Genomic DNA, 20,266 nt, shown 5'->3' with positions numbered 1-20,266 from the left:
AATTTTTTGTCTTTTTTTATAATATTTTCCATTTTTACAACTCTCTTTCACAATTATATTTGTATATAAAAGCATTATACTATAAAAATTTTAATTTGTAAAGTTTTATTTTGTACATACATTTATTTTGGATTAATAAGTATTTTGTCTTATTTTATCCGATTATAACTATTTCTATATATCCGTAAGGTTTCTTTGACAATTTAAATTAATTTTCAAATTATATGAAACTAATAATCCTAAATTAATCTGAAACTGAATAATACTACTATTTCTGATACAACCGAACATAATCAATTTCTGTAGTTTGAACCGGGAATGGAGAATGCTCAGATGGCGGGTTCAATCCTGGTTCCCATTCCACATAGTCATTGAAAATAAAATGCCATTTATCATTCTCAAATCCTTGTTTAATTAAGGACGATGGAGCATTCAACTTGCTAAAGTCTTCATCTGGCATAGTAGAAAGATAATTACCATATTGGTCATATCTAGTATTATCAACTACACTGATACGTTGAGCATCCTTAATACGGTAATGAACAACAGGAATCAATCTTCCATCCATATAATAACGTACTTTTGTTCCATCAAACTCAATTGTCCAGACGTGCCATTCATGCGTCAATGATTTACTCTGTCCACCAACAATATTTTCAAGACGATGTGTAAAGCCACGTGGAGTCCATTCGTGATTTACTTGGCTGTAATAACAGCTGATATTAGTTGCAGGCCATGCATAACTAGGAGTACTTGAAAACCATTCCAAAATTAATAATGAACCATAAGGAGCACTTCCACCTGGATTTTTACAAATAGGCGTATCCACATCATTTTGCTGTTTCTGCATCCAAAGGGCTGTACGCATTCCCTGCAGACGATTCCAGTTCATTCTGGCACGTATTTCTGCACGGAACGGTTTAGAAGCATCTACAAGCTTATTAGATTCTAATCTACCACTTGAATATTGAGTAACTTTACCTGCAGGACATACACCTGTAGTGGCATTTGCATCAGTTAAAGGATCACCTTTTCTGTTAACACAATGACGTCGTGTAGTAAGTATTGCGTGATCACCATCTAAACTGATACTGCTTGGCAAATAAGTCAAATGGCTACCCAAATGATTGATAATTCTTTTACTTACCCAACCAGAAGGGATATTTCTATCTTTAAATTCCCAGCATTTCACACTCTTCCATTGTCCCGAAGCATCTGTAGCACTGCTACATCCGTTTGTTAATGGCGATGGTCCAGGTGCTGGCTGATTTTTAATAAATCTTCGAATTACATCTACTGCTTTTTTTTCTGTGCCATCTGACTTCCAAATCCCAAAATAATTTTCAGGGTCTGCAGCATCTAATATATCAGGCCGTCCGTTATTATCTGCATCAATATTCGCATCAGGAATACCGTCTCCATTTGTATCAATATTTACATCAAGCCATCCATCTCCATTACTGTCTCTATCGACTACTCCTGAGGTAATATACGGCTTTCTATCTTTTGCCTGATATAGAATAAGAGGCCCAAATATGTCTGATTTTTGATACCATCCTAAAATCTGGCTTATTACATTAGCCTGTTTTGTTTCATCAACTCCAGGATAAGCGGCATCCAGTCCTACTTCTGATGGCCATATTTTTTTATTTCCATCACCATTCTCTGACATTATCTGATACAATGTTTTTTCTCCACTACCAGGTGCCACAACATCACCTATCATATTTGCCCAACCATTATCTCGAAATGCTCTGGCATAAATTCCATAAGGATGATGCGATACACCATCAAAATACCCCTTTGCACCAGATCTATACATCCTTTCTAAAAATTCCATTGGTCCGATGTATCCTGTTGAACTATTGCTGTTTCCTACCGTCATTCCACCAGCCATAACATTTACATCATTATAAGCATTATGTGCTGCCGTATATGCTATTTTCAGCAAATGAGTATAATGTTCAGGATTTGGTCTAGGGTTTTGAATTGTATCATGCCAAAATTCTGGATTTCCTGGTTCATTCCAAAATTCATAGTCAATTACTCCCTGTGAAGCGTATCTTTTTACCAATGCACTTACAAAATTTGAAAAATCGTTATCATACTGCTGAAGCGGCGCAAATGATGCTACCCAAATTTTTCTTGCATTCAATGCATTTTTTTCAGCAGCTGAAAGTTTGTCTGCTCCTGTTGCCCATTCAGGAGCACCACTTATTTGCATTAAGACTTTCAAGTTATATTTTTTGGCAAGAGCAACAGCATCATCTATATCCTGCCAGTCGTATCTTCCATTTTTTGAAGACTGGATTCTATTCCATGAGGCTGTAATTCTTACCCATTGAAATCCTACTTTTGCTATTTGGGAATAAGAATCTTCAGCTTCCCTAAGATTACTTCTCCAAAAAGGGTTGACAGGCTGTATTCCAATTCCTTTCACATTATGAATTTTTGTATCATCTTTTTTTTGTTTTTTAGGATTATCATCTTTGCCACCATCATTTCTGCCGTTTTGATGTCCAGGGTTTCCACCTTTTCCGCCACCTTTATGATGGCCAATTCCACCAACTATCGCTCCGACAGCAGAAGCTCCTGCCACTCCGCCAATAATAGGCCCAACAGGCACTTTTCCTCCTATATTGCCTCCTAAAGATCCTATATTTACTTTTGGCTGTCCTATATTTCCAATAATATTTGCGTTTTCTGTTTTATCTGAACAGCTTAATATTACTGCAGTATCATTTTCCGAATTATCTGAAAAAACTTTATTTCCGTCAATAACTCTAACTATATTGGAACATTTTAATGTTATTTCTGTTGAATTTCCTGTTCCATTGTTTATTTTTGTTTCGTTTTTTGACAAATCTTCGGATACATTGGAACATTTTAATATTATATCATTTGAGCCACCACTATCTAATAATGGTATTTCAGATTTACCTATATTCTTTATTGTATTTGAACATTTCAGCTGAACTCCATTAATATTTTCTATTTTATCTGTCTGAAACAATTCATTTGCATTAATTATTTTGACTAAATTTGAACATTTTAATATTTTCTCATCCGAATTTTCATTTTTTACCATTTCATCAGATGTATTCTTACTTGTATCTAAACACTCCAGCAATATATCTTTAGAGTTAATTTTATTTGTTGTAACTGTATTTTCACTACTATTTTCAAAATTTAAGCATTTTAAAAATATATTATTGCCATTATTTTCAGTTATTTCAGTTCCTTGCGTACTTTCTCCCACTGTATTTAAACATTTCAATAATATTTCGTTACCTGATTTTACTTCATTTACTGAAGAAGGCATGTTACCTATATTTTCAGCCATTATTGAGAAACTCACAAAAATTAGGAGCAGTACAGCAACTATAGATTTTTTCATTTTCTGTCTCCTTCTCAAAATTAATATTTCAACTTCACATTGTAATTGGATTTTTTTAGAAAATCTGTAATTTTATAATCTGTTAAAACTTAAATTATTGATTATATCTATAGAATCTTCTTCAGATACATTTTTAGCATTTTCTTTTTTTATCTCATCTTCAAAGTATTTTTCTCTTTTTACAGTATCTTTTTTTAAAGTTGAAACAGTATTGCTTTTTCCTTTCAAATTACCAACTATATCTATCCTGTCTTCTTCTGGTATATCATTATAAGTTTTATAGCCTGCCACTCTAGCTTCCTTTATTTCATTTTCCAAAGATTTATGTCTTTTTATAGGATTCTTTCCAGAAGTTAAAACTTCGTTACTTTTATCTCTCAAATTATTAATTATATCTATTCTATCTTCTTCCGGTATGTCATTATAGGCATATCCTGCTGTCTTAACTTCTTTTATTTTGGGTTTATTTTTTATACTTCCTATTCTGTATCCTACTCTTATACCAAATGTATCAATTTTACCTTTAGTTTTTATAGGACTGACTGTATCTTTTGGCTGATATTTGAAATTTGATCTTTCGTAAAGAGCTTCTATAGAAACTGGGCCTAATTCTGTACCTAATCCTCCAGCATAGTAAAGACCACCATGAAGATCTTTCTTGTTAAAGTTTTCTTCCTTTATTTCACCGTGTACATATCCTATTCTTCCAACAGCATAAAGAAGATTATTCCCTTTATTATTTACTAAGTTAATTTTTGTTGTAGCGTAAGCGGGATAGGTTCTTAAAACATGTTTCTGTTCTTTATCATTAAAAAAAGCTGTAATATCAAGAAATCTTTGTTCAACACCTAGACCTAGTTCAACAATTCCCTGATTATCAAATAAATATTCCAAACCAACAACAGGCATCTTTTTAATATCAAAATCAGATTTTGCAGACTGCCATTTATTATTTTTCATTCCTGTTCCTAAAAATTGCTCTGGCTGGATATTATATCTATTTTTAAAATTATATCCTGCATTTAATCTAAGTTCTCCGCCATTCCATTTTCTTTTCTGAATTTTATCCGTAGTGTACTGCATATCTCCTGTTTTAGCAAAAATATCAGTTCTAAAAGGATCAAAAGGCACAGTTCCATTTTTTTTCTTTGGTAAATTTTTGATATTTCCGATACTGTATCCTACTCTTACACCAACCGTATTTATATTATCTTTCGTCTTTTTAAAATTATTTAGAGTACTTATATTATTTCTGTTTATGTTACCTAAATTTACTTTATCATATCGTAAGTTTGATCTTTCGTATAATGCTTCAATCGAAATAGGACCAATTTGAGTACCTAGTCCACCAGCATAATAGAGTCCACCACGAAAATTTTTATCGTTCAAATCTTCTTTATTGTCCCTTCCAGCTTTAGCTTTAGCATACCCTACTCTTCCGATAAGGTAAACAAGATCATTTCCTTCTTTAGAAGTTACTAAATTATATTTGCTTGTTAAGTACATTGGTGTTATTTCATACATTTTCATTTCATTCTTATCTTTTAAAGCTGAAGATTTTACAGAAAACTTATGTTCTGCACCAATTCCTAATTCAAGCCTTCCCTGATTATCAAACAGCCACTCTATTCCTGCAACGGGACCATTTTTAAATTTATAGTCATAAATAGTATTTGACAAACCTTTCTGATGTTTGGTTAAATCATTTTTATATGCCCTGTTAAAGTCCCATCCCCCATTTATCTTTATTTCCTGGGCCATTGCAGTTGCTGCTGACAGCATCATTGTACTTAAAATATGTAATTTTTTCATAATTCTGTTCTCCCTTAATTTTGAAAATCTCTTTTTTATAATTTAATATACGAACATTTAGAAAAAATTATAAAAAAATAAAAAATATTATACTTTGACTAAAATATCTCTTTCTTAACTAAGTATATTTTACTAAATTTCTTAGGTTTTTTCAAGAAAAAAAAATAACATAAGGGCATCATATAATTAAGTACAAATCTTAATTTTATCTAGTTTAGGTTAATTTTGAAAAATTTTAGGATATAAATAATAAAAAACTAGACACTTAAACAATATGACTCCTACGCTTAAATACATACTAAACAACGTTAGAAAAATAAATAAAAGAAACTTGAAGTTCTAAAAATATAATCATCCATCATTTTTAAGTCAATGTTAAAACAGTTTTTTTATTATATGATAAATTGAAATGTCTAAAATTAGAGAGAAAACCATTGTTGACTTATTGATGGTTTTCTCTTTTTGATTTATTGAAATTGTTTTTTCTAATTTTTTGAAAGGTTATCTATTTTTTTGATTTAATATATACTCATAGTATTCTTTATATTTTTTTCCTATATTCAACAAATCCCGCTCTACAGCAATATTATAGGCAGTTTCTGTAATTTCATCCAAGTTTTCCACATTGTTTTCCACAATATTTCTTATTTTTTGGCAAAATTCTTCGTTAGTCCTAGCCTTAAAGCAAGTTTTTCCATCTTCCAGCCAGTCTTCATACACAGGAATATCCCTTACTACAAGCGGTAATTTAGCCGAAAGCGCTTCTAACACTACAATTCCCTCATTTTCTTCATAAGTCATAAACAAAAAGGCTTTTGCAGCGCTAAATGCTCCAATTAGAATATCTTTATCTACATATCCTGGAAAAATTAGATTTTTTGGTGGATTTTCAATAATTTTCTGTATTTTGTCAGGAAGCATTGACTTTACGCTTGACGAACCAAACCAAAGAAATTGATAATCACTGCATTCCTGCGCCACTTTTACAAAATCTTTTATTCCTTTTCTCTCAAAAGGCAGTCCAGCTGTTATAATTAACGGCTTATTTATGTCATACACTGACTTGTATTCATTTAAAAATTTTTCTTTTAAAACTTCATTTTTATTAAATTTATTTATATTTACACCGTTTGAAATTACCCTAATTTCTTTTTCTTTTTCTAAATATTTTGATTTTATAAGATTTTTTGTATATTCTGACGGAGAAATTAAATAATCCGCTTCATTATATAATTTCTTTGTCCAGAATTTTATAATTGGCGACAGGACATAGCTTCCCTTTATACTTCCACGAAAATCTTCATAGGTTGTATGTGTGTGATAAATTACAGGTTTACCTTTTTTCTTTGCCTGTTTTAACACTTCATAAGATTTTAGTGCAACAGTATTTATATGTGCCAAATCATAATCATCTTCAGGATCCTGCGTAACTTCAATATTATTTGCTCCAAGGGCTTCTACCTGATGATTTAAGGCTTGTCCAACGCCGGATTTGCTGAAGGAACTTTTCCCCTCTGAATATAGTAAAACTTTCACGACTATCATACTCCTCTATTGTTTTTTTGTAAACTGCTTCTACTCGTTCTCCAAATTTCTGTGCTGTGTAATCTTGTGAAGCGACAAAAGCATTTTCGATAATTTTTTCTCTAAATTCCTTATCTTCTTTTAAAAGCATTATAGAATTAATAAATTCTTCTTCAGTTTTATAAACAAGTCCCGCCTCATTTTTTACAAGCAAGTCTTCCAGATTTAAGTCATATCTTGCCACGACAGGTGTTTTGGCAGCCATTGCCTCAACAAATGTAAGTCCTTGCGTTTCTGATATACTAGCATTCAAAAATACATCTCCCATTTGGTAGTAAGCAGCAACTTTATCATGTGGAACTTCCCCTGTAAAAATGACTCTATCTGAAATACCAAGATCTTCAGCTTGTTTCTTCAAGTCATCCAAAATTCTCCCACGCCCAACAATCATAAATTTAAAGTTTTCATCCTTAATTTTAGAAAACATATCAATTAACAAATCAATACTTTTTTCTTCGGCAATCCGCCCAATATACACACAAAGAAAATCACTTTTCTCTATTCCAAAATTTTCTCTCATAAATTCCAAATCTTCATCGGAATAATTTCCACGATAAAATTTATCCAATTCCAGTCCAGTTGGAATAATGTTCATTGTCTGATCAACACCATAAGAATACAAAATATCTTCAACTTTTCTTGTTGGTACAATCAGTCCATTACATTTTTCACAATAAAATTTACTAATCGCAGCTGCAATCTTTTTCCCAGCTGAAACAAATCTCGAACCAAAAATATAATGTGTATAATATTCATATAACGTGTGATATGTATGAACAAGCGGTATTTCAAGATTAACTGCAGCAAATCTCGCAAATGTTCCTACACCCCATTCTGTCTGTGAATGAATAATATCTAATTCCAGCCTCTTTATCTTTTTTATTATTTTTGAAGAATAAATCATTCCCAGTCTATACTGTGGCAACGGCTTAAATTCCATACTTGGTATTCGTAAAACATTAGGCTCAACTTGAGGTGCATCTGGATCAGTCGTAGTAATAATATATACTTTATGCCCCAGCTTTCTAAGCTCCTTCTCAAGTGTCATAATCGAACTTACAACTCCATTTACTTGAGGTCTGTATGTATCTGTAAATATTCCAATTCTCATTTTTATATTTCTCCTTCTATAATAAAGCCTTGTTTCAATTTTATTTTTACTCTCTTGAAATTTTTTTAGGCTACTATAAATTTTCACACAAATAACCATTTTTATTCTATATCTTATTATTTTTTTATATAAGTTCTATTTCAATTTAAATAAAAAAATTCTTATCTGCTAATTTTTAGCGATTTCCAAGAAGAACTTACCTATTTTCCCCATTCTATAATCTTTCATAAGCCTTCTCGAAATAATTTCATAATTATGTTCATCATTTTTAGAAACACCAAGCCGTTTTTCTAAAATTTCCAGTATCTTATGGTTTTCCAATCCCAAAATTTCCTCATTAGTTATATATTCTTCCAAATTATACACTTTTACAAGATTGTCTATTTTTCCCAAATCCTTTAATTTATCTAAAAATTTAATTGCAACATGCTCCAATTGTAATACATTGTCCTTTATTGAGCCAGTAATCGCTAAATTATAAGCTACCTCCTCATCTTCAAACTTTGGCCATAAAACTCCTGGTGTATCCAGCAGTTCCAATTTTTCATCAATTTTTATCCATTGCTTTCCACGTGTAAATCCTGGAGTATTTCCAACTCTTGCTTTATTTTTATTCACAAATTTATTAATAAATTTAGACTTCCCAACATTAGGAATCCCAACAATCATAGCTCTTACTTCAGTTTTACGAAGTCCTTTTTTTTTCATTTTTTCCAATTTCTCAGCATAAATTTTATCTGTAATTTTTCGTAGTTCATTAAAATTAGTCCCTTTTTCTACACTCAGAGCTACAAAATAATCAGAAAAATTATTTTTCAAAAAATAATCTTCCCAACTTTTTAATTCCTTGCTATCAATCAAATCTACTTTGTTCAGAACAATAATCTTTTTCTTATTATTTGCCAGCTTTGAAATATCTGGATTTTTACTAGAAATCGGAATCCTTGCATCTAAAATCTCAATAACAACATCAATTATCTTAAGATTTTCAACAATTAAATCCTTTGTTTTCTTCATATGCCCTGGATACCAGTTTATATTCATTCTTTCATTTTCTCCATTTTCTCTCTAAATTTTTATTTTTAATCCTAAAATTAAGGTTAATTTTAAAATTAAAGATAAAAACTCAATATTATTAAATTTTTCTAACCATTTATCCATCTGTTTTTTTATTTCTACTTTAGATATTTTTATTAATAATATTTTTTTCTATCTTTTTTATACTTTTTTTTATAAAGCAAAGGGGAACAGTCGCCATCCCCTTTGCAATCCCCGCTCGTCTAAGCATTTTTTGGAAACAAAAATTAAACTCGCTTTGCTCAAACAGTACTTTTTGTTTCCAAAAAATCACGACAATTTTAATTTAACTACAACAAATAGTTTAATTAAAATACTTAAAATAAGAAAAAGTAATTATTAATTAATATGTCTTATACTATTCCCCGTTTAAATAGCGAATATTTAATAAATTTTGAATTACATACTATCATTAGTAAAAAATTAAAATTTTATAACTTCTATTGACATTAGGCTGTATCTGAAAACCCAAAATCTATGTTGTTTTTAATTTTTTTTTTGATTTTATAAATTACACAAATCACAATAAAATCAGTGTTTATTATTTTTGATTTTGAAAAAATTTGTTAAAAATTCATCATTTTGAGAATTTTCAGACACGCCCTATTAAATTACTCTATTTTTGTTATTTTTAAATAAATACCATCATCATTTATTGCCCTTATAAATAAAACAATTTCTCCCTTAATTGGCTTTTCTTCCAACTTTTCTATAATTTCAGAAACATTTCCACGGATTATTTCTTCATAAATTTTGGTAAGTTCCCTTGTAATTACAACGTAACGTTCTCCCAGATATTCTTTTATATCTTTTAAAGTTTTTAAAATTCTGTTGGGGGATTCTAAAATTACAATTGTTCGTTCTTCTTCCTTTAATTTATTGAAAAGTTTCTGTCTGCCTTTTTTCTTTGGTAAAAAGCCTTCGTATGCCATTCTTCGCATATCCAGCCCTGAAATACTTGCACCTGTAACAATTGATGAAGCTCCTGGTATTCCAACGACTTTTATTTCAGCTTTTAAAATTTCATTTACTAGTTCAAAGCCTGGATCTGAAATACACGGCGTTCCAGCGTCTGTTACAAGTGCAATTTTTTTTTCATCTTTTAAAAGATTAATAATATTTGTAATTTGATGAAGTTTATTATGTTCATGGTATTGGTACACCGTTTTTTCGATTTCATAATGAGAAAGAAGTTTTTTAGTGACTCTTGTATCTTCTGCAAAAATATAATCAACTTCCTTCAAAACTTTTATTGCTCTAAAAGTTATGTCTTCTAAATTTCCAATTGGCGTACCAACAACATAAAACATATATTTCTCCTAATTTTAATTTCTTTTATTAATTTTGATAACGATTATTTTCTTTTTCCTGTTCCACTTATTTTTTTATTCATTTCTTCAATTGCTCTTTTTAGTTGAACATCCCCAGCTGAAATAATTTTAGCAGCTTCTTCTTTACCTTTATCTTTTATAATAATATCTTCTATTTCTTTTTCTCTATTTTTTCTAGCTTGTTCACTATCATTTGCATACCCTTTTAATGCAAGCAGTTCTTCCATTTTTACTTCTATATCAGGCTCAATTCCTTTTTCATGAATGTAGTTCCCTTTTGGTGTAAAGTATTGGGCAATAGTAAGTTTTATGGCATCCTCTGTTCTCAAAGGTATAACTTGCTGAACGATTCCTTTTCCAAATGTTTTTTCTCCAATGATTGTACCACGTTTGTAATCTTTAATTGCACCTGTAACAATTTCCGAAGCACTTGCACTTGCTTTATTTGTTAATACGATTAATGGGAAATTACCTAGATTTTTTGAAGTTCTGTTATAATTTCTCTGTTGTCCATTTTTATATTTTAAGTAAACAATTAAATCTTCTTTTACAAAAAGTGAAGAAATATCTTGTGCTTCTTGTAATGAACCTCCTGGATTAGAACGTAAATCTAATATTAATCCTTTCATTCCTTTAGCTTGTAAATCTTTAATAGCTTTTTCAACTTCTGCTCCAACGTGATTTCCAAATCTTAAAAGACTTACGTAACCAATGTTATTTTCAAGCATTTTGCTTTCAACCATTTCCAGTTTAATTTTAGCTCTTGTCAATGTAAATTTCATTGGCTCCTTTTTACCTTCCCTAACTACTTCTACATCAACTTTTGTTCCTTCCTTACCTTTCAGAAGTTTTACAGTTTCATTTGCTGTAAGTGGCAAAATATCTTTTCCATCAACTTTTATAATTCTATCTTTTATTTTTATTCCTACTTTTTCAGCTGGACTTCCGATAAATGGCGAAACAACTTCAAGAGCTTCCCCCTTTTTCTTGCTTATGCTCATTCCAACTCCAACATATTCTCCTTCCATATCTTCAGAAAAGTCTGCTAAATCAGCTTTAGACAAGTATTCTGAATAAGGATCCTTCAGACTATTTACAACTCCTGCAACAGCTCCTTCATAAAGTTCCTTTTTGCTTGGAGTTTCTTCCTTTCCAACATAATTGTTTTCAATAATATTTATTACATCCACAATTCTGTTCAACTCTGTTGTGTCTTTTGAATATCCAGCACTTGTATTCTTGTCATTCCTTGTTGTTTTTATTATAGTGGTAGCTGCAAATAAAGGCATGCTTACCAATATAAGTCCTAATACTGCCTGCATTATTTTGTTCTTTTTCATTTTTCCTCCTAATAATGTATTTTAACAATTATAATTATAAAAATATATTTTTATAATAAATTTTGCATTTAATTTTAAACATGTATTTTGTTGTTTTTTTACTAAAACTGCTTTTTACGGAAATTTTAGCAACATTAAAAACTCCTTATTACCCTTTGCCCCTTTTATTGGGGAATCTTCAACGCCAATTAGCTCGTATCCATATTCTTTTGAAAAGTGAATTATTTTTTTTATGGCTTCATCGTGATATTCCTCATTTTCCACAACACCATTTCTTCCTATTTTTTCTCTTCCAACTTCGAATTGTGGCTTAACTAGCATTACAGCCTTTCCATCTTTAGCAAGAAACTTCTCTAAATAAGGAATAACTTTCGTTAGGGAAATAAAAGAGACATCTATTACAATAAAATCAACCTTTTGATTTTCAATATCTTCTTCTTTCAAGTCTTTTATATGCATTTCTTCAAGCGAGACTATCCTATCGTCATTTCTTAGTTTCCAATCAAGCTGATTTTTACCAACATCGACGCTATATACACGCTTTGCTCCATTTTGCAATGCACAATCTGAAAATCCGCCTGTAGACGCTCCAATATCAAGCACCAATTTATCACTAAAATCCAAATTCCAAGTTTTTATGGCTTTTTCCAATTTTAGTCCACCACGACTTACATATTTCAACTTATCTTTTATCCGGATATTCAGTTCATCATTGTCTTTAAATATTGTTCCAGCCTTTGTTACAACTTGGTCATTTACAATGACATTTCCCACCATTATTTCCCGTTTGGCTTTTTCCCTTGTTTCAAAAAATTCCCTTTCTACTAGGATTAAATCCAATCTTTTTTTCATTACTTTCTCTTTCTAGTTCTCTAAATAAAAGATAGTTCCTAATAATACTAATTTAAAGCCAAATCCAAAAGTTATGTTGCTTTTATATTGCCTTTTTTCATTGGCTTAGCATCAAAAGGAATTTGAGTATATAATAAAACAAATCTCTTATTTTTCTATTTATTTTTTATTACTAAAATCATATTTGCCAAAAATATAGTGAAACTACTCTATATTTAACAGCTTATATATTTAATAAATCTATTTATTCTACCATATTTTAAGCTATTTTTCAAATTTTTACAAAAAAATCACAGCTAAGTTAATAACTGCGATTTAATATTTATCCTAATATATAGCCTTTAAACAAAAGTCCAATCACAATTCCTAGAACACTTCCCCAAAATACTTCTACTGGCGTGTGTCCTAAAAGTTCTTTAAATTTTTCATTAATTATTTCTATGCCTTCATGATGTTCAATGGCATCTACTAGTGTATTTAGAGCTCTAGCATGTTTTCCTGCCTGTTGTCTGACTCCTGTTGCGTCATACAAGACAATCCCAGCAAAAACCATTGAAATTGCAAATTCAATTGAACTAAATCCTTTTAATAAAAATACACCTGTTACAAGGGAAACAACCGTCGAAGCGTGAGAACTTGGCATTCCGCCAGTTTGGATAAGTCTTGCCCACTGAGGTTTCTGTCCCTTGAATACAGGAAAAAAAACTTTGTAAAACTGTGCTAAAAAGCACGAAATTGCTGCAACATCAAGCAGTCTGTTTCCAAACAGTATTCCTCCACTCATTTATTTTTCCTCTATACTTTCTTTTTATTTTATTTTTTTACTTTTTTTAAACTCATTAAATTCAGGTGTAATTTTTGCATCCTTTTTATTTTTAGGCTTAAAAAATATTAGCACTTTTCCTATTTTATCTACAAAAACTGATTTTGTTTTCTGAGCAATTTCATCTCCCATTTCCCTATTAAATTCAATCGATGAATTTTGCAATATTTTTACTTTTATTAATTCTCTTTTTTTCACAACTTCTGCAATTGACTTTAACACATTTTCATCAATTCCATCCTTTCCAATTCTTACAATCGGATCCAAGTTATGTGCCAATTTCTTTAAAAAAGCTCTCTCTTTACTTGAAAGCTGTATCATTCTAAACCTCCATTATAATTGGTAAAATAATAGGCTCTCTATCTGTTTCTTTATTCAGGAACTCTCCTATTTTCGCTCTTATTCTCTGTTTAATCTTACCAATCTCTTTTATTCCTTCATTTTCCATGCTGCTAAGTTCTATTTTAATCAGCTCTTTTGTTTCTGATAATAAGCTTTCTGCATCTTTATTATACACAAAACCACGTGTTACAAGCTCAACTTGCTTATTAAACTTACCGTTTCTGTATTGAGAAATCGAAATAATAACTATTCCATCATCTGCTAGATTTTGTCTATCTTTCAATACAGCATTCCCAATATCCCCAATTCCAAATCCATCGATAAATGTCGCACCACTAGGAACTTTTCCTGCTGTTCTGAATTTAGTTTTCGACAATTCCAGTTTTGCTCCATTCTCTGATAAAATAACATTTTTTTCAGGTACTCCTACTGCAACTGCCAATTCCTTATGTTTTTTTATCATTGCATATTCTCCATGCACAGGAAGGAAAAATTTAGGTTTTACTAGATTTAACATAAGTTTCTGTTCTTCCTGGCATCCATGTCCTGATACATGAATTCCGATTCCTTTTTCAAATACAACATCTGCATTACGTTTCATAAGCTGATTTATATTTTTAGTTGCCGCTTTTTCATTTCCAGGAATAGGTGTTGCCGAAATTACAACTGTATCTCCTTCTCTTAAAGAAATATGCTTATGTGTTCCATTTGCAATTCTTGAAAGAGCTGCAAGCGGTTCTCCCTGTGTTCCAGTACACAAGATAAGTACTTTATTTGCTGGATAAGTTTCAACTTTATCAATGTCAATCATTATATCTTTTGGTATTTTCAAATATCCAAGATTTGAACAGATTTCAAAGATTTTTACCATGCTTCTTCCATCAATTGCAATTTTTCTTCCGTATTTTGATGCAATATTTACGATTTGCTGTAATCTATGCACATGTGAAGCAAATGCAGCTAAAATAATTCTTCCATCAGCCTTTGCAAATTCATCTTTCAAGCTTTCCCCAACTGTTCTTTCTGATGGTGTAAATCCAGGAATTTGTGCATTTGTACTATCTGACAGCAATAAATCTACACCTTCCTCACCTAGCTGAGCCAATCTTCCAAAATCAAATCCTTCTCCATCAACAGGCGTTAAGTCTACCTTAAAATCTCCAGAATGTAGAATCGTTGCTGCTGGAGTCTTTATACAAATTGCATAACAGTCTGCGATACTGTGTGTCACACTTATAAATTCAACTGTAAAATATTTTGAGACTTTTAAGATTGTTCTCCCGCTAATTACTTTTTCTTTTGGTAATTTTGCATCTTTTTTCTCAAATTTTGCTTTTGCAAGAGCAAGTGTCAGTCTTCCACCATACATTGGTATATTTTCTGTTCCTAATTTTTGGTAAAAATAAGGGATTGCTCCTATATGATCTTCATGTCCATGTGTCAAAAGTAAACCTTTTATTTTATGTCTGTTTGATTCTAAATATGAAAAATCTGGAATTATAACATCTATTCCCAAATGTTCATCTTCCGGAAAAGTAAGTCCTGCATCCACTACAATAATTTCATCTTTATATTGAAAAGCTGTCATATTTTTCCCAACTTCCTCAATACCTCCAAGCGGAATTACATACATCTTTTCTTCTTTTCCATCCACTTCCTTGTCTATATGTCTATTCCTGTCATTTACTCTTGGAATATAACGTACTTCATTTTTTTCATCTAAATGTCTTCGATTCGTGTTTTTTCTTCTAAATCTTTTCATTCCAGATTTTATTTTATTAATATCTTCTTTTTTAGAAAAGTTTCTTTTAAAAGTTTGATTCCCAAACTCATTTTTTTCTTTTTCTGACATTTAGTAAACACCTCCTTGTTTTATCTTTTTGCTAAATTTTTATTATTTGCTTGCTGTTTTTTCTTTTCTTCTTCCTCTCTTTTTTTCTGCATTTCTGCTTGAGCTTTTTTTATAACATATTTATCTCTATATTTTAATATGAATTTAAGAGCCATATCTCCAGAAGCTACTCCTCCATATCCTCCACCTTCTACAATGGATACAAATACAATTTGAGGATTATCTGATGGAAAATATCCCGCAATCCATGAGTGATTATCTCCAAATCCTGTATTTTGTGCAGTTCCTGTTTTTGCAGAAACTGGATAGCCTCCAATTCTTAACAGTTTTGCAGTTCCTCCATAACCGCTTACAGGCAATCTTAAGGCATTTTGCATTAATTTTAAGTTTTTTGAACTTACATTTAGTTTTCTAACAACTTTTGGCGCATTATTTTCAACTTTTCCTGAATAAGTTACAAATCTGTCCACAACTGTAGGTTTTAACTGAACTCCATTATTTGCAATAGCCTGATAGGCAGAAGCAATTTGAATAGGAGTTGCAAGCACATAACCTTGTCCTATCGACATATTTATCAAATCTCCAGGTAGCCATCGCTGATCCTGTTTCTTCTTAAATCTTTTTTTCTTCCATTCAGGGCTTGGTAAAGTTCCAGCTAGTTCTCCCGGAATATCAATTCCAGTTTTAGACCCTATTCCAAATTCTTTTGCATATTTTACTATCTTCTCTACTCCAGCTTTTTGAGAGAAAACATAATAATATGTATTTACAGATTGTTCAATAGATTTTGCAAAGTTAGTTACTCCATTTCCATATTTATGAGAATCTCTAAATATTAATTTCCCATATCGGTATTGTCCTGTTGAAGTTACTGTTGCATATGGTGAAATACCTGATTCTAAGATACCCATTCCAGTTATCGCTTTAAAAGTAGATCCTGGAGGATAAAGTCCAGCAATACCTTTATTTACAAGTGGCTTAGCTTTTGAATTTACTAGTTCATTCCACTGATTGTCAGGTATTCTTGAACTCAATAAATTCAAACTGATTTCAGGATTACTTACAAATGCAATAATTTTCCCAGTTTTTGCCTCCATTGCAATAAATGCTCCACTTTTTCCTGTAAAGGCATCTGTCATATATTTTTGTAATTCCAAGTCAAGTGATAAATAGACATTTTTTCCAGCGACACTTTCAGTTGTTTCCATTTGTCTTATAACATTTCCTTTGGCATCAACTTCGACATTTTCCTTTCCATCCTGACCTTTCATTTCCTTATCATATGAACGCTCTACACCTTTTTTTCCAATCAAGTCACTGTTTCTGTAACCTTCTTTTTCCAAATCCTTAAATTCCTTTTCACTAATTGGCTTTACATACCCAATCACATGCGAAGCTAGAGAGTCTTCTGGATAATATCTCTTGTTATACTCTACAATATCAATTCTATCATTATCAATTTTTTCAATTGCTCTTAATGCAACTTGTTTTTCTAAATCTTCAATAACAAGAATTTTTTTATCTGTTCCCATTCTTTGCTGCTTAAAAAATCTGTCAATCAAATAATCAACTTGATAACCTGTTATCTGACTTATTTTCTTTATATCGCCTATTGTTTCCTTTATACGTTCTGCAACCGCTTTTCGTTCTTGAGAAAGTCTCGCATCTATCTGTTCTTGCGTCATATTCTTTACTTCTTTTAATAATGCTACATCTTTAGGACTTAATGGTTGCGTATGAGAATGAATTACTTGATAACCTGTTGTATTTTTTGCAAGTAATTTTCCTTCTCTATCGTAAATTTCTCCACGTGTAGCCTTTATTACATTGGTTCTAATTCTATTTTGTAACGCCTGTTCCGCATACTGAGATGCATCTAATACCTGTAATGTAAACAATCGTGCTACCAACAGTAAAAAAACTGCTCCTACAAGAACAAGAAAAACTATAAATCGTACATTTTTTTCTTTTTTATCTAATTCTCTCATAATTTTCCTCTTCATATTTTATTGCATTTTTCCTCAATTAAACTTCCAAAAACATATTATTTCAGTAAAATAGGTATCTATTCCCCATCGTTTTTGTCAATTTCTCTATTTTTTTCATTTACCCCATTATAAAAATCATCTAATCTGTAGTATTCTCTTGCATCCTTGCTAAACACACTAATAATCAAATCTCCAGCATCAATTAAAACCCAGTTTGCCTCATCAAGCCCTTCCACACTTTTCACATTCTCAAGACTTTTCTTTATATCAGTTGCTATTGCCTCAATATTTCTAGAAGAACTACCAGTACATAAAATTGAATAATCAAAAAATGGAGATTTCCCTCTCATATCATATACCTTTATATCCTGTGCTTTCTTATCTTCCATAATATTAACTATCTCTTGAACTTCTTTTTCATAATTATTATTTATTTCACTCATTCTAAAAATTCCCTTTCTTTTTATATTATTTTTATTTATAAAATCTATTTCAATTTTTTATTTTAAAATTTTTTATTTATCAAAATTTCACAAAAAAATTATTACGATACCACTACTAAGGTATATTATATTATATATTTGACTAATTTTCAATTTATTTCTCAATTTTTAGCAAAATAAAAAATTATATATAAAAATTGGCAATAATGCCACACACCACAATTGCCGCAGTTTCTGCTCTTAAAATACGTTTTCCTAGGCTAATTTCTATTGCTTTATTTTCTTTTAAAAAATTAACTTCCTCTTGGGTAATCCCACCTTCTGGACCAATTATGTATAAAATATTTTTATCTTCTTTTTTTATTATTTCTGGCAAAGATTTTGATTCATCGCTATTTTCATAAGCAAATATTATTTTATCATATTTAGAATAATCAATTTCTGCAAGTTTTTTCACAGGTGTAATTTCAGTAAATTTTATTCCTCTGCACTGTTTTAATGTTTCTCTTACAACTACGTCCCATTTTTCTTTTTTTTCATTAATTTTTACAACAACTCGTTCAGTTTTTAAGGGAATTATGCTATTTACACCAATTTCCGTCAGCTTCTGTATTGCCAGATTCATTTTATCATTTTTCAAAATTCCCATTGCAACATCAATATTTACATTTAAAGAGTAGCTGTCTTCTTTTTTTTCCGATATTTTTACAGCAACTTCCTTTTTTGAGATTTCAATAATTTTTGTAAAATATTCATATTCACCATCAATTATCCGTAATTCATCGCCTATATTTAGACGATAAACATTTTGGATATGATTGCAGTCTGATTTATCTTTTATCAAAATCTTTCCATTATTTTCATCAATATTTTCTTTTTCCGCTATTACTGTCAACAACAGTTTTTCACCTCATTTTTTTACTTTTTATCATATTTTAGCCCTATCTACATAAAAATTTTAAAGATTTGAGCAGGCAAAAATAATCATAAATTTTAAGTCTTGTTTTAAAATAATATTATCACATTTTATTCTTTTTCACTAAATATTTTTTCAATTCCTAAATGCTTATAGCCAAATTCGGTTACAACTCTACCACGTGGTGTTCTTTTTATAAACCCTATTTTTACCAAATATGGCTCATAAACTTCTTCTATCGTTCGTCTGTCTTCTCCAAGTAAAAGTGACAATGTTTCAATTCCAACAGGCCCTCCATTATACACATTTATAATTGAAAGCAGGATATTTCTATCTAATTCATCAAGTCCGTTATCGTCTACTCCCAAAAGCCTCAAAATCCCATCAACACTTTCTTTTTCCAAAACACCCGAACCTTCCACCAATGCAAAGTCTCTTGCTCTTTTTAAAAGCCTGTTTGCAATTCTAGGAGTTCCTCTGCTTCTTTTAGCGATTTCTGTAATCCCTTCTTCATCATACGAAATATTAAGAATATTTGCTCCTCTTCGTATAATTTCTTTCAAATCTTCTAATTGATAGTACTCCATCCTATGAGTAACTCCAAATCTGTCACGAAGCGGCGTACTTAACTGTCCCGCCCTTGTTGTCGCACCGATTAGCGTAAATTGTGGTAATTCTACACGAATACTTCTTGCAGACGGCCCTTTTCCGATAAGAATATCCAGTTCCCCATCTTCCATCGCAGGATACAAAATTTCCTCTACCGATGTATTCAATCTATGAATCTCGTCAATAAACAAAATATCATTTTCCTCCAAAGACGTCAAAATAGCCGCTAAATCTCCCGCTTTCTCCAGTACAGGCCCTGTCGTTATCTTCAAGTTCACTCCCATTTCCGTGGCAATAACTCCTGCAAGCGTAGTTTTTCCCAATCCTGGAGGCCCATACAATAAAATATGATCAAGCGATTCATTCCTCATTTTAGCAGCTTTTATAAATATATTCATTTTTTCTTTCAAATCTTTCTGGCCAATATATTCCTTAAAAGTTTTTGGCCGTAAACTTCTTTGAATATTGTCCTCCCCTAATTCCTTAGGTTCCAATATTCTTTCCTCATTCATTCCTTCTCCTCAATATTTTTTATTTCTTATTTTCCAAATTTTCTAAATTAGATAATAGTTTTTATTTTAAGATATTTTTATTAATAATAATTTTTTTTAGCTTTAGATAAATTGACGGAGCTTTTATTTGTTCAACTACGACTGTTTGACGACTGTAAGGAGGAGTTTCGGAGTTGGACAAATAAAAGTCGTAGTCTAGCCATAGGTGCAGGATTTGCGGCAATGAGCAATCCTGCAAAAATAAATAAAAAAATTAAAAATTATAGAAAAATATCTA

Annotated in this window: 15 protein-coding genes; all 15 read right to left on the bottom strand. The window is 30.8% G+C overall.

Translation table 11 applies throughout. From position 1 onward, the window contains the following. Positions 1-268: 268 nt before the first annotated feature. The 15 genes from FVE75_RS01030 to ruvB all read right to left on the bottom strand — a co-directional run bounded on the left by FVE75_RS01030 (position 269) and on the right by ruvB (position 19,989). Entirely contained in the window at positions 269-3,397 is a 3,129-nt protein-coding gene (locus FVE75_RS01030) for a cellulase family glycosylhydrolase (RefSeq protein ID WP_232052572.1), read from the bottom strand. 72 nt (positions 3,398-3,469) lie between these two features. Then, positions 3,470-5,209, bottom strand: a complete 1,740-nt coding sequence (locus FVE75_RS01025; RefSeq protein ID WP_147004810.1) for a hypothetical protein — start codon at positions 5,207-5,209, stop codon at positions 3,470-3,472. A 501-nt stretch (positions 5,210-5,710) separates the two neighbouring features. Next, on the bottom strand, positions 5,711-6,754 hold the full coding sequence (locus FVE75_RS01020) for a glycosyltransferase family 4 protein (RefSeq protein ID WP_232052571.1): 1,044 nt from the start codon (positions 6,752-6,754) through the stop codon (positions 5,711-5,713). Further along, positions 6,648-7,904, bottom strand: a complete 1,257-nt coding sequence (locus FVE75_RS01015) for a glycosyltransferase family 4 protein (protein WP_147004808.1) — start codon at positions 7,902-7,904, stop codon at positions 6,648-6,650. The genes FVE75_RS01020 and FVE75_RS01015 overlap by 107 nt, the downstream gene beginning before the upstream one ends. 168 nt (positions 7,905-8,072) lie before the next feature. Next, positions 8,073-8,948 carry a ribosome biogenesis GTPase YlqF gene (ylqF, locus tag FVE75_RS01010; RefSeq protein ID WP_147004807.1) on the bottom strand — a complete coding sequence of 292 codons (876 nt, stop codon included), beginning with the start codon at positions 8,946-8,948 and terminating at the stop codon, positions 8,073-8,075. Positions 8,949-9,592: 644 nt separating this feature from the next. After that, positions 9,593-10,291, bottom strand: a complete 699-nt coding sequence (gene rsmI, locus FVE75_RS01005; RefSeq protein ID WP_147004806.1) for a 16S rRNA (cytidine(1402)-2'-O)-methyltransferase — start codon at positions 10,289-10,291, stop codon at positions 9,593-9,595. 44 nt (positions 10,292-10,335) lie between these two features. Then, positions 10,336-11,652, bottom strand: a complete 1,317-nt coding sequence (locus tag FVE75_RS01000; protein ID WP_147004805.1) for a S41 family peptidase — start codon at positions 11,650-11,652, stop codon at positions 10,336-10,338. Positions 11,653-11,766: 114 nt separating this feature from the next. After that, positions 11,767-12,504 (bottom strand): TlyA family RNA methyltransferase, encoded by a 738-nt coding sequence (locus FVE75_RS00995; protein ID WP_147004804.1) that lies wholly within the window; start codon positions 12,502-12,504, stop codon positions 11,767-11,769. A 322-nt stretch (positions 12,505-12,826) separates the two neighbouring features. Beyond that, a complete protein-coding gene (locus FVE75_RS00990) occupies positions 12,827-13,288 on the bottom strand; it encodes a divergent PAP2 family protein (protein WP_147004803.1) in 462 nt (153 codons plus the stop codon). A 24-nt stretch (positions 13,289-13,312) separates the two neighbouring features. Further along, a complete protein-coding gene (yhbY, locus tag FVE75_RS00985) occupies positions 13,313-13,648 on the bottom strand; it encodes a ribosome assembly RNA-binding protein YhbY (protein ID WP_147004802.1) in 336 nt (111 codons plus the stop codon). Position 13,649: 1 nt separating this feature from the next. After that, positions 13,650-15,521, bottom strand: a complete 1,872-nt coding sequence (locus tag FVE75_RS00980) for a ribonuclease J (protein WP_147004801.1) — start codon at positions 15,519-15,521, stop codon at positions 13,650-13,652. 20 nt (positions 15,522-15,541) lie between these two features. Then, complete coding sequence (gene mrdA / locus FVE75_RS00975; protein WP_147004800.1) at positions 15,542-17,509, bottom strand: penicillin-binding protein 2; 1,968 nt, start codon at positions 17,507-17,509, stop codon at positions 15,542-15,544. A gap of 77 nt (positions 17,510-17,586) precedes the next feature. Continuing rightward, positions 17,587-17,952 carry a ribosome silencing factor gene (gene rsfS / locus FVE75_RS00970; protein WP_147004799.1) on the bottom strand — a complete coding sequence of 122 codons (366 nt, stop codon included), beginning with the start codon at positions 17,950-17,952 and terminating at the stop codon, positions 17,587-17,589. A 184-nt stretch (positions 17,953-18,136) separates the two neighbouring features. Then, a complete protein-coding gene (locus tag FVE75_RS00965) occupies positions 18,137-18,850 on the bottom strand; it encodes an RsmE family RNA methyltransferase (protein WP_036070299.1) in 714 nt (237 codons plus the stop codon). Positions 18,851-18,978: 128 nt separating this feature from the next. Continuing rightward, a complete protein-coding gene (ruvB, locus tag FVE75_RS00960; RefSeq protein ID WP_147004798.1) occupies positions 18,979-19,989 on the bottom strand; it encodes a Holliday junction branch migration DNA helicase RuvB in 1,011 nt (336 codons plus the stop codon). Positions 19,990-20,266 lie beyond the last annotated feature (277 nt).

Origin of the sequence: Leptotrichia hongkongensis (assembly GCF_007990635.1) — a bacterium.
Lineage (GTDB): Bacteria > Fusobacteriota > Fusobacteriia > Fusobacteriales > Leptotrichiaceae > Leptotrichia > Leptotrichia hongkongensis.
This window is presented reverse-complemented; position numbering and strand designations above follow the sequence as displayed.

Excerpts from the sequence above, each read along its gene's own strand:
- FVE75_RS01030 (WP_232052572.1), bottom strand. The coding sequence starts at position 3,397 with ATGAAAAAATCTATAGTTGCTGTACTGCTCCTAATTTTTGTGAGTTTC.
- FVE75_RS01025 (WP_147004810.1), bottom strand. The coding sequence starts at position 5,209 with ATGAAAAAATTACATATTTTAAGTACAATGATGCTGTCAGCAGCAACT.
- FVE75_RS01020 (WP_232052571.1), bottom strand. The coding sequence starts at position 6,754 with ATGATAGTCGTGAAAGTTTTACTATATTCAGAGGGGAAAAGTTCCTTC.
- FVE75_RS01015 (WP_147004808.1), bottom strand. The coding sequence starts at position 7,904 with ATGAGAATTGGAATATTTACAGATACATACAGACCTCAAGTAAATGGA.
- ylqF (WP_147004807.1), bottom strand. The coding sequence starts at position 8,948 with ATGAATATAAACTGGTATCCAGGGCATATGAAGAAAACAAAGGATTTA.
- rsmI (WP_147004806.1), bottom strand. The coding sequence starts at position 10,291 with ATGTTTTATGTTGTTGGTACGCCAATTGGAAATTTAGAAGACATAACT.
- FVE75_RS01000 (WP_147004805.1), bottom strand. The coding sequence starts at position 11,652 with ATGAAAAAGAACAAAATAATGCAGGCAGTATTAGGACTTATATTGGTA.
- FVE75_RS00995 (WP_147004804.1), bottom strand. The coding sequence starts at position 12,504 with ATGAAAAAAAGATTGGATTTAATCCTAGTAGAAAGGGAATTTTTTGAA.
- FVE75_RS00990 (WP_147004803.1), bottom strand. The coding sequence starts at position 13,288 with ATGAGTGGAGGAATACTGTTTGGAAACAGACTGCTTGATGTTGCAGCA.
- yhbY (WP_147004802.1), bottom strand. The coding sequence starts at position 13,648 with ATGATACAGCTTTCAAGTAAAGAGAGAGCTTTTTTAAAGAAATTGGCA.
- FVE75_RS00980 (WP_147004801.1), bottom strand. The coding sequence starts at position 15,521 with ATGTCAGAAAAAGAAAAAAATGAGTTTGGGAATCAAACTTTTAAAAGA.
- mrdA (WP_147004800.1), bottom strand. The coding sequence starts at position 17,509 with ATGAGAGAATTAGATAAAAAAGAAAAAAATGTACGATTTATAGTTTTT.
- rsfS (WP_147004799.1), bottom strand. The coding sequence starts at position 17,952 with ATGAGTGAAATAAATAATAATTATGAAAAAGAAGTTCAAGAGATAGTT.
- ruvB (WP_147004798.1), bottom strand. The coding sequence starts at position 19,989 with ATGAATGAGGAAAGAATATTGGAACCTAAGGAATTAGGGGAGGACAAT.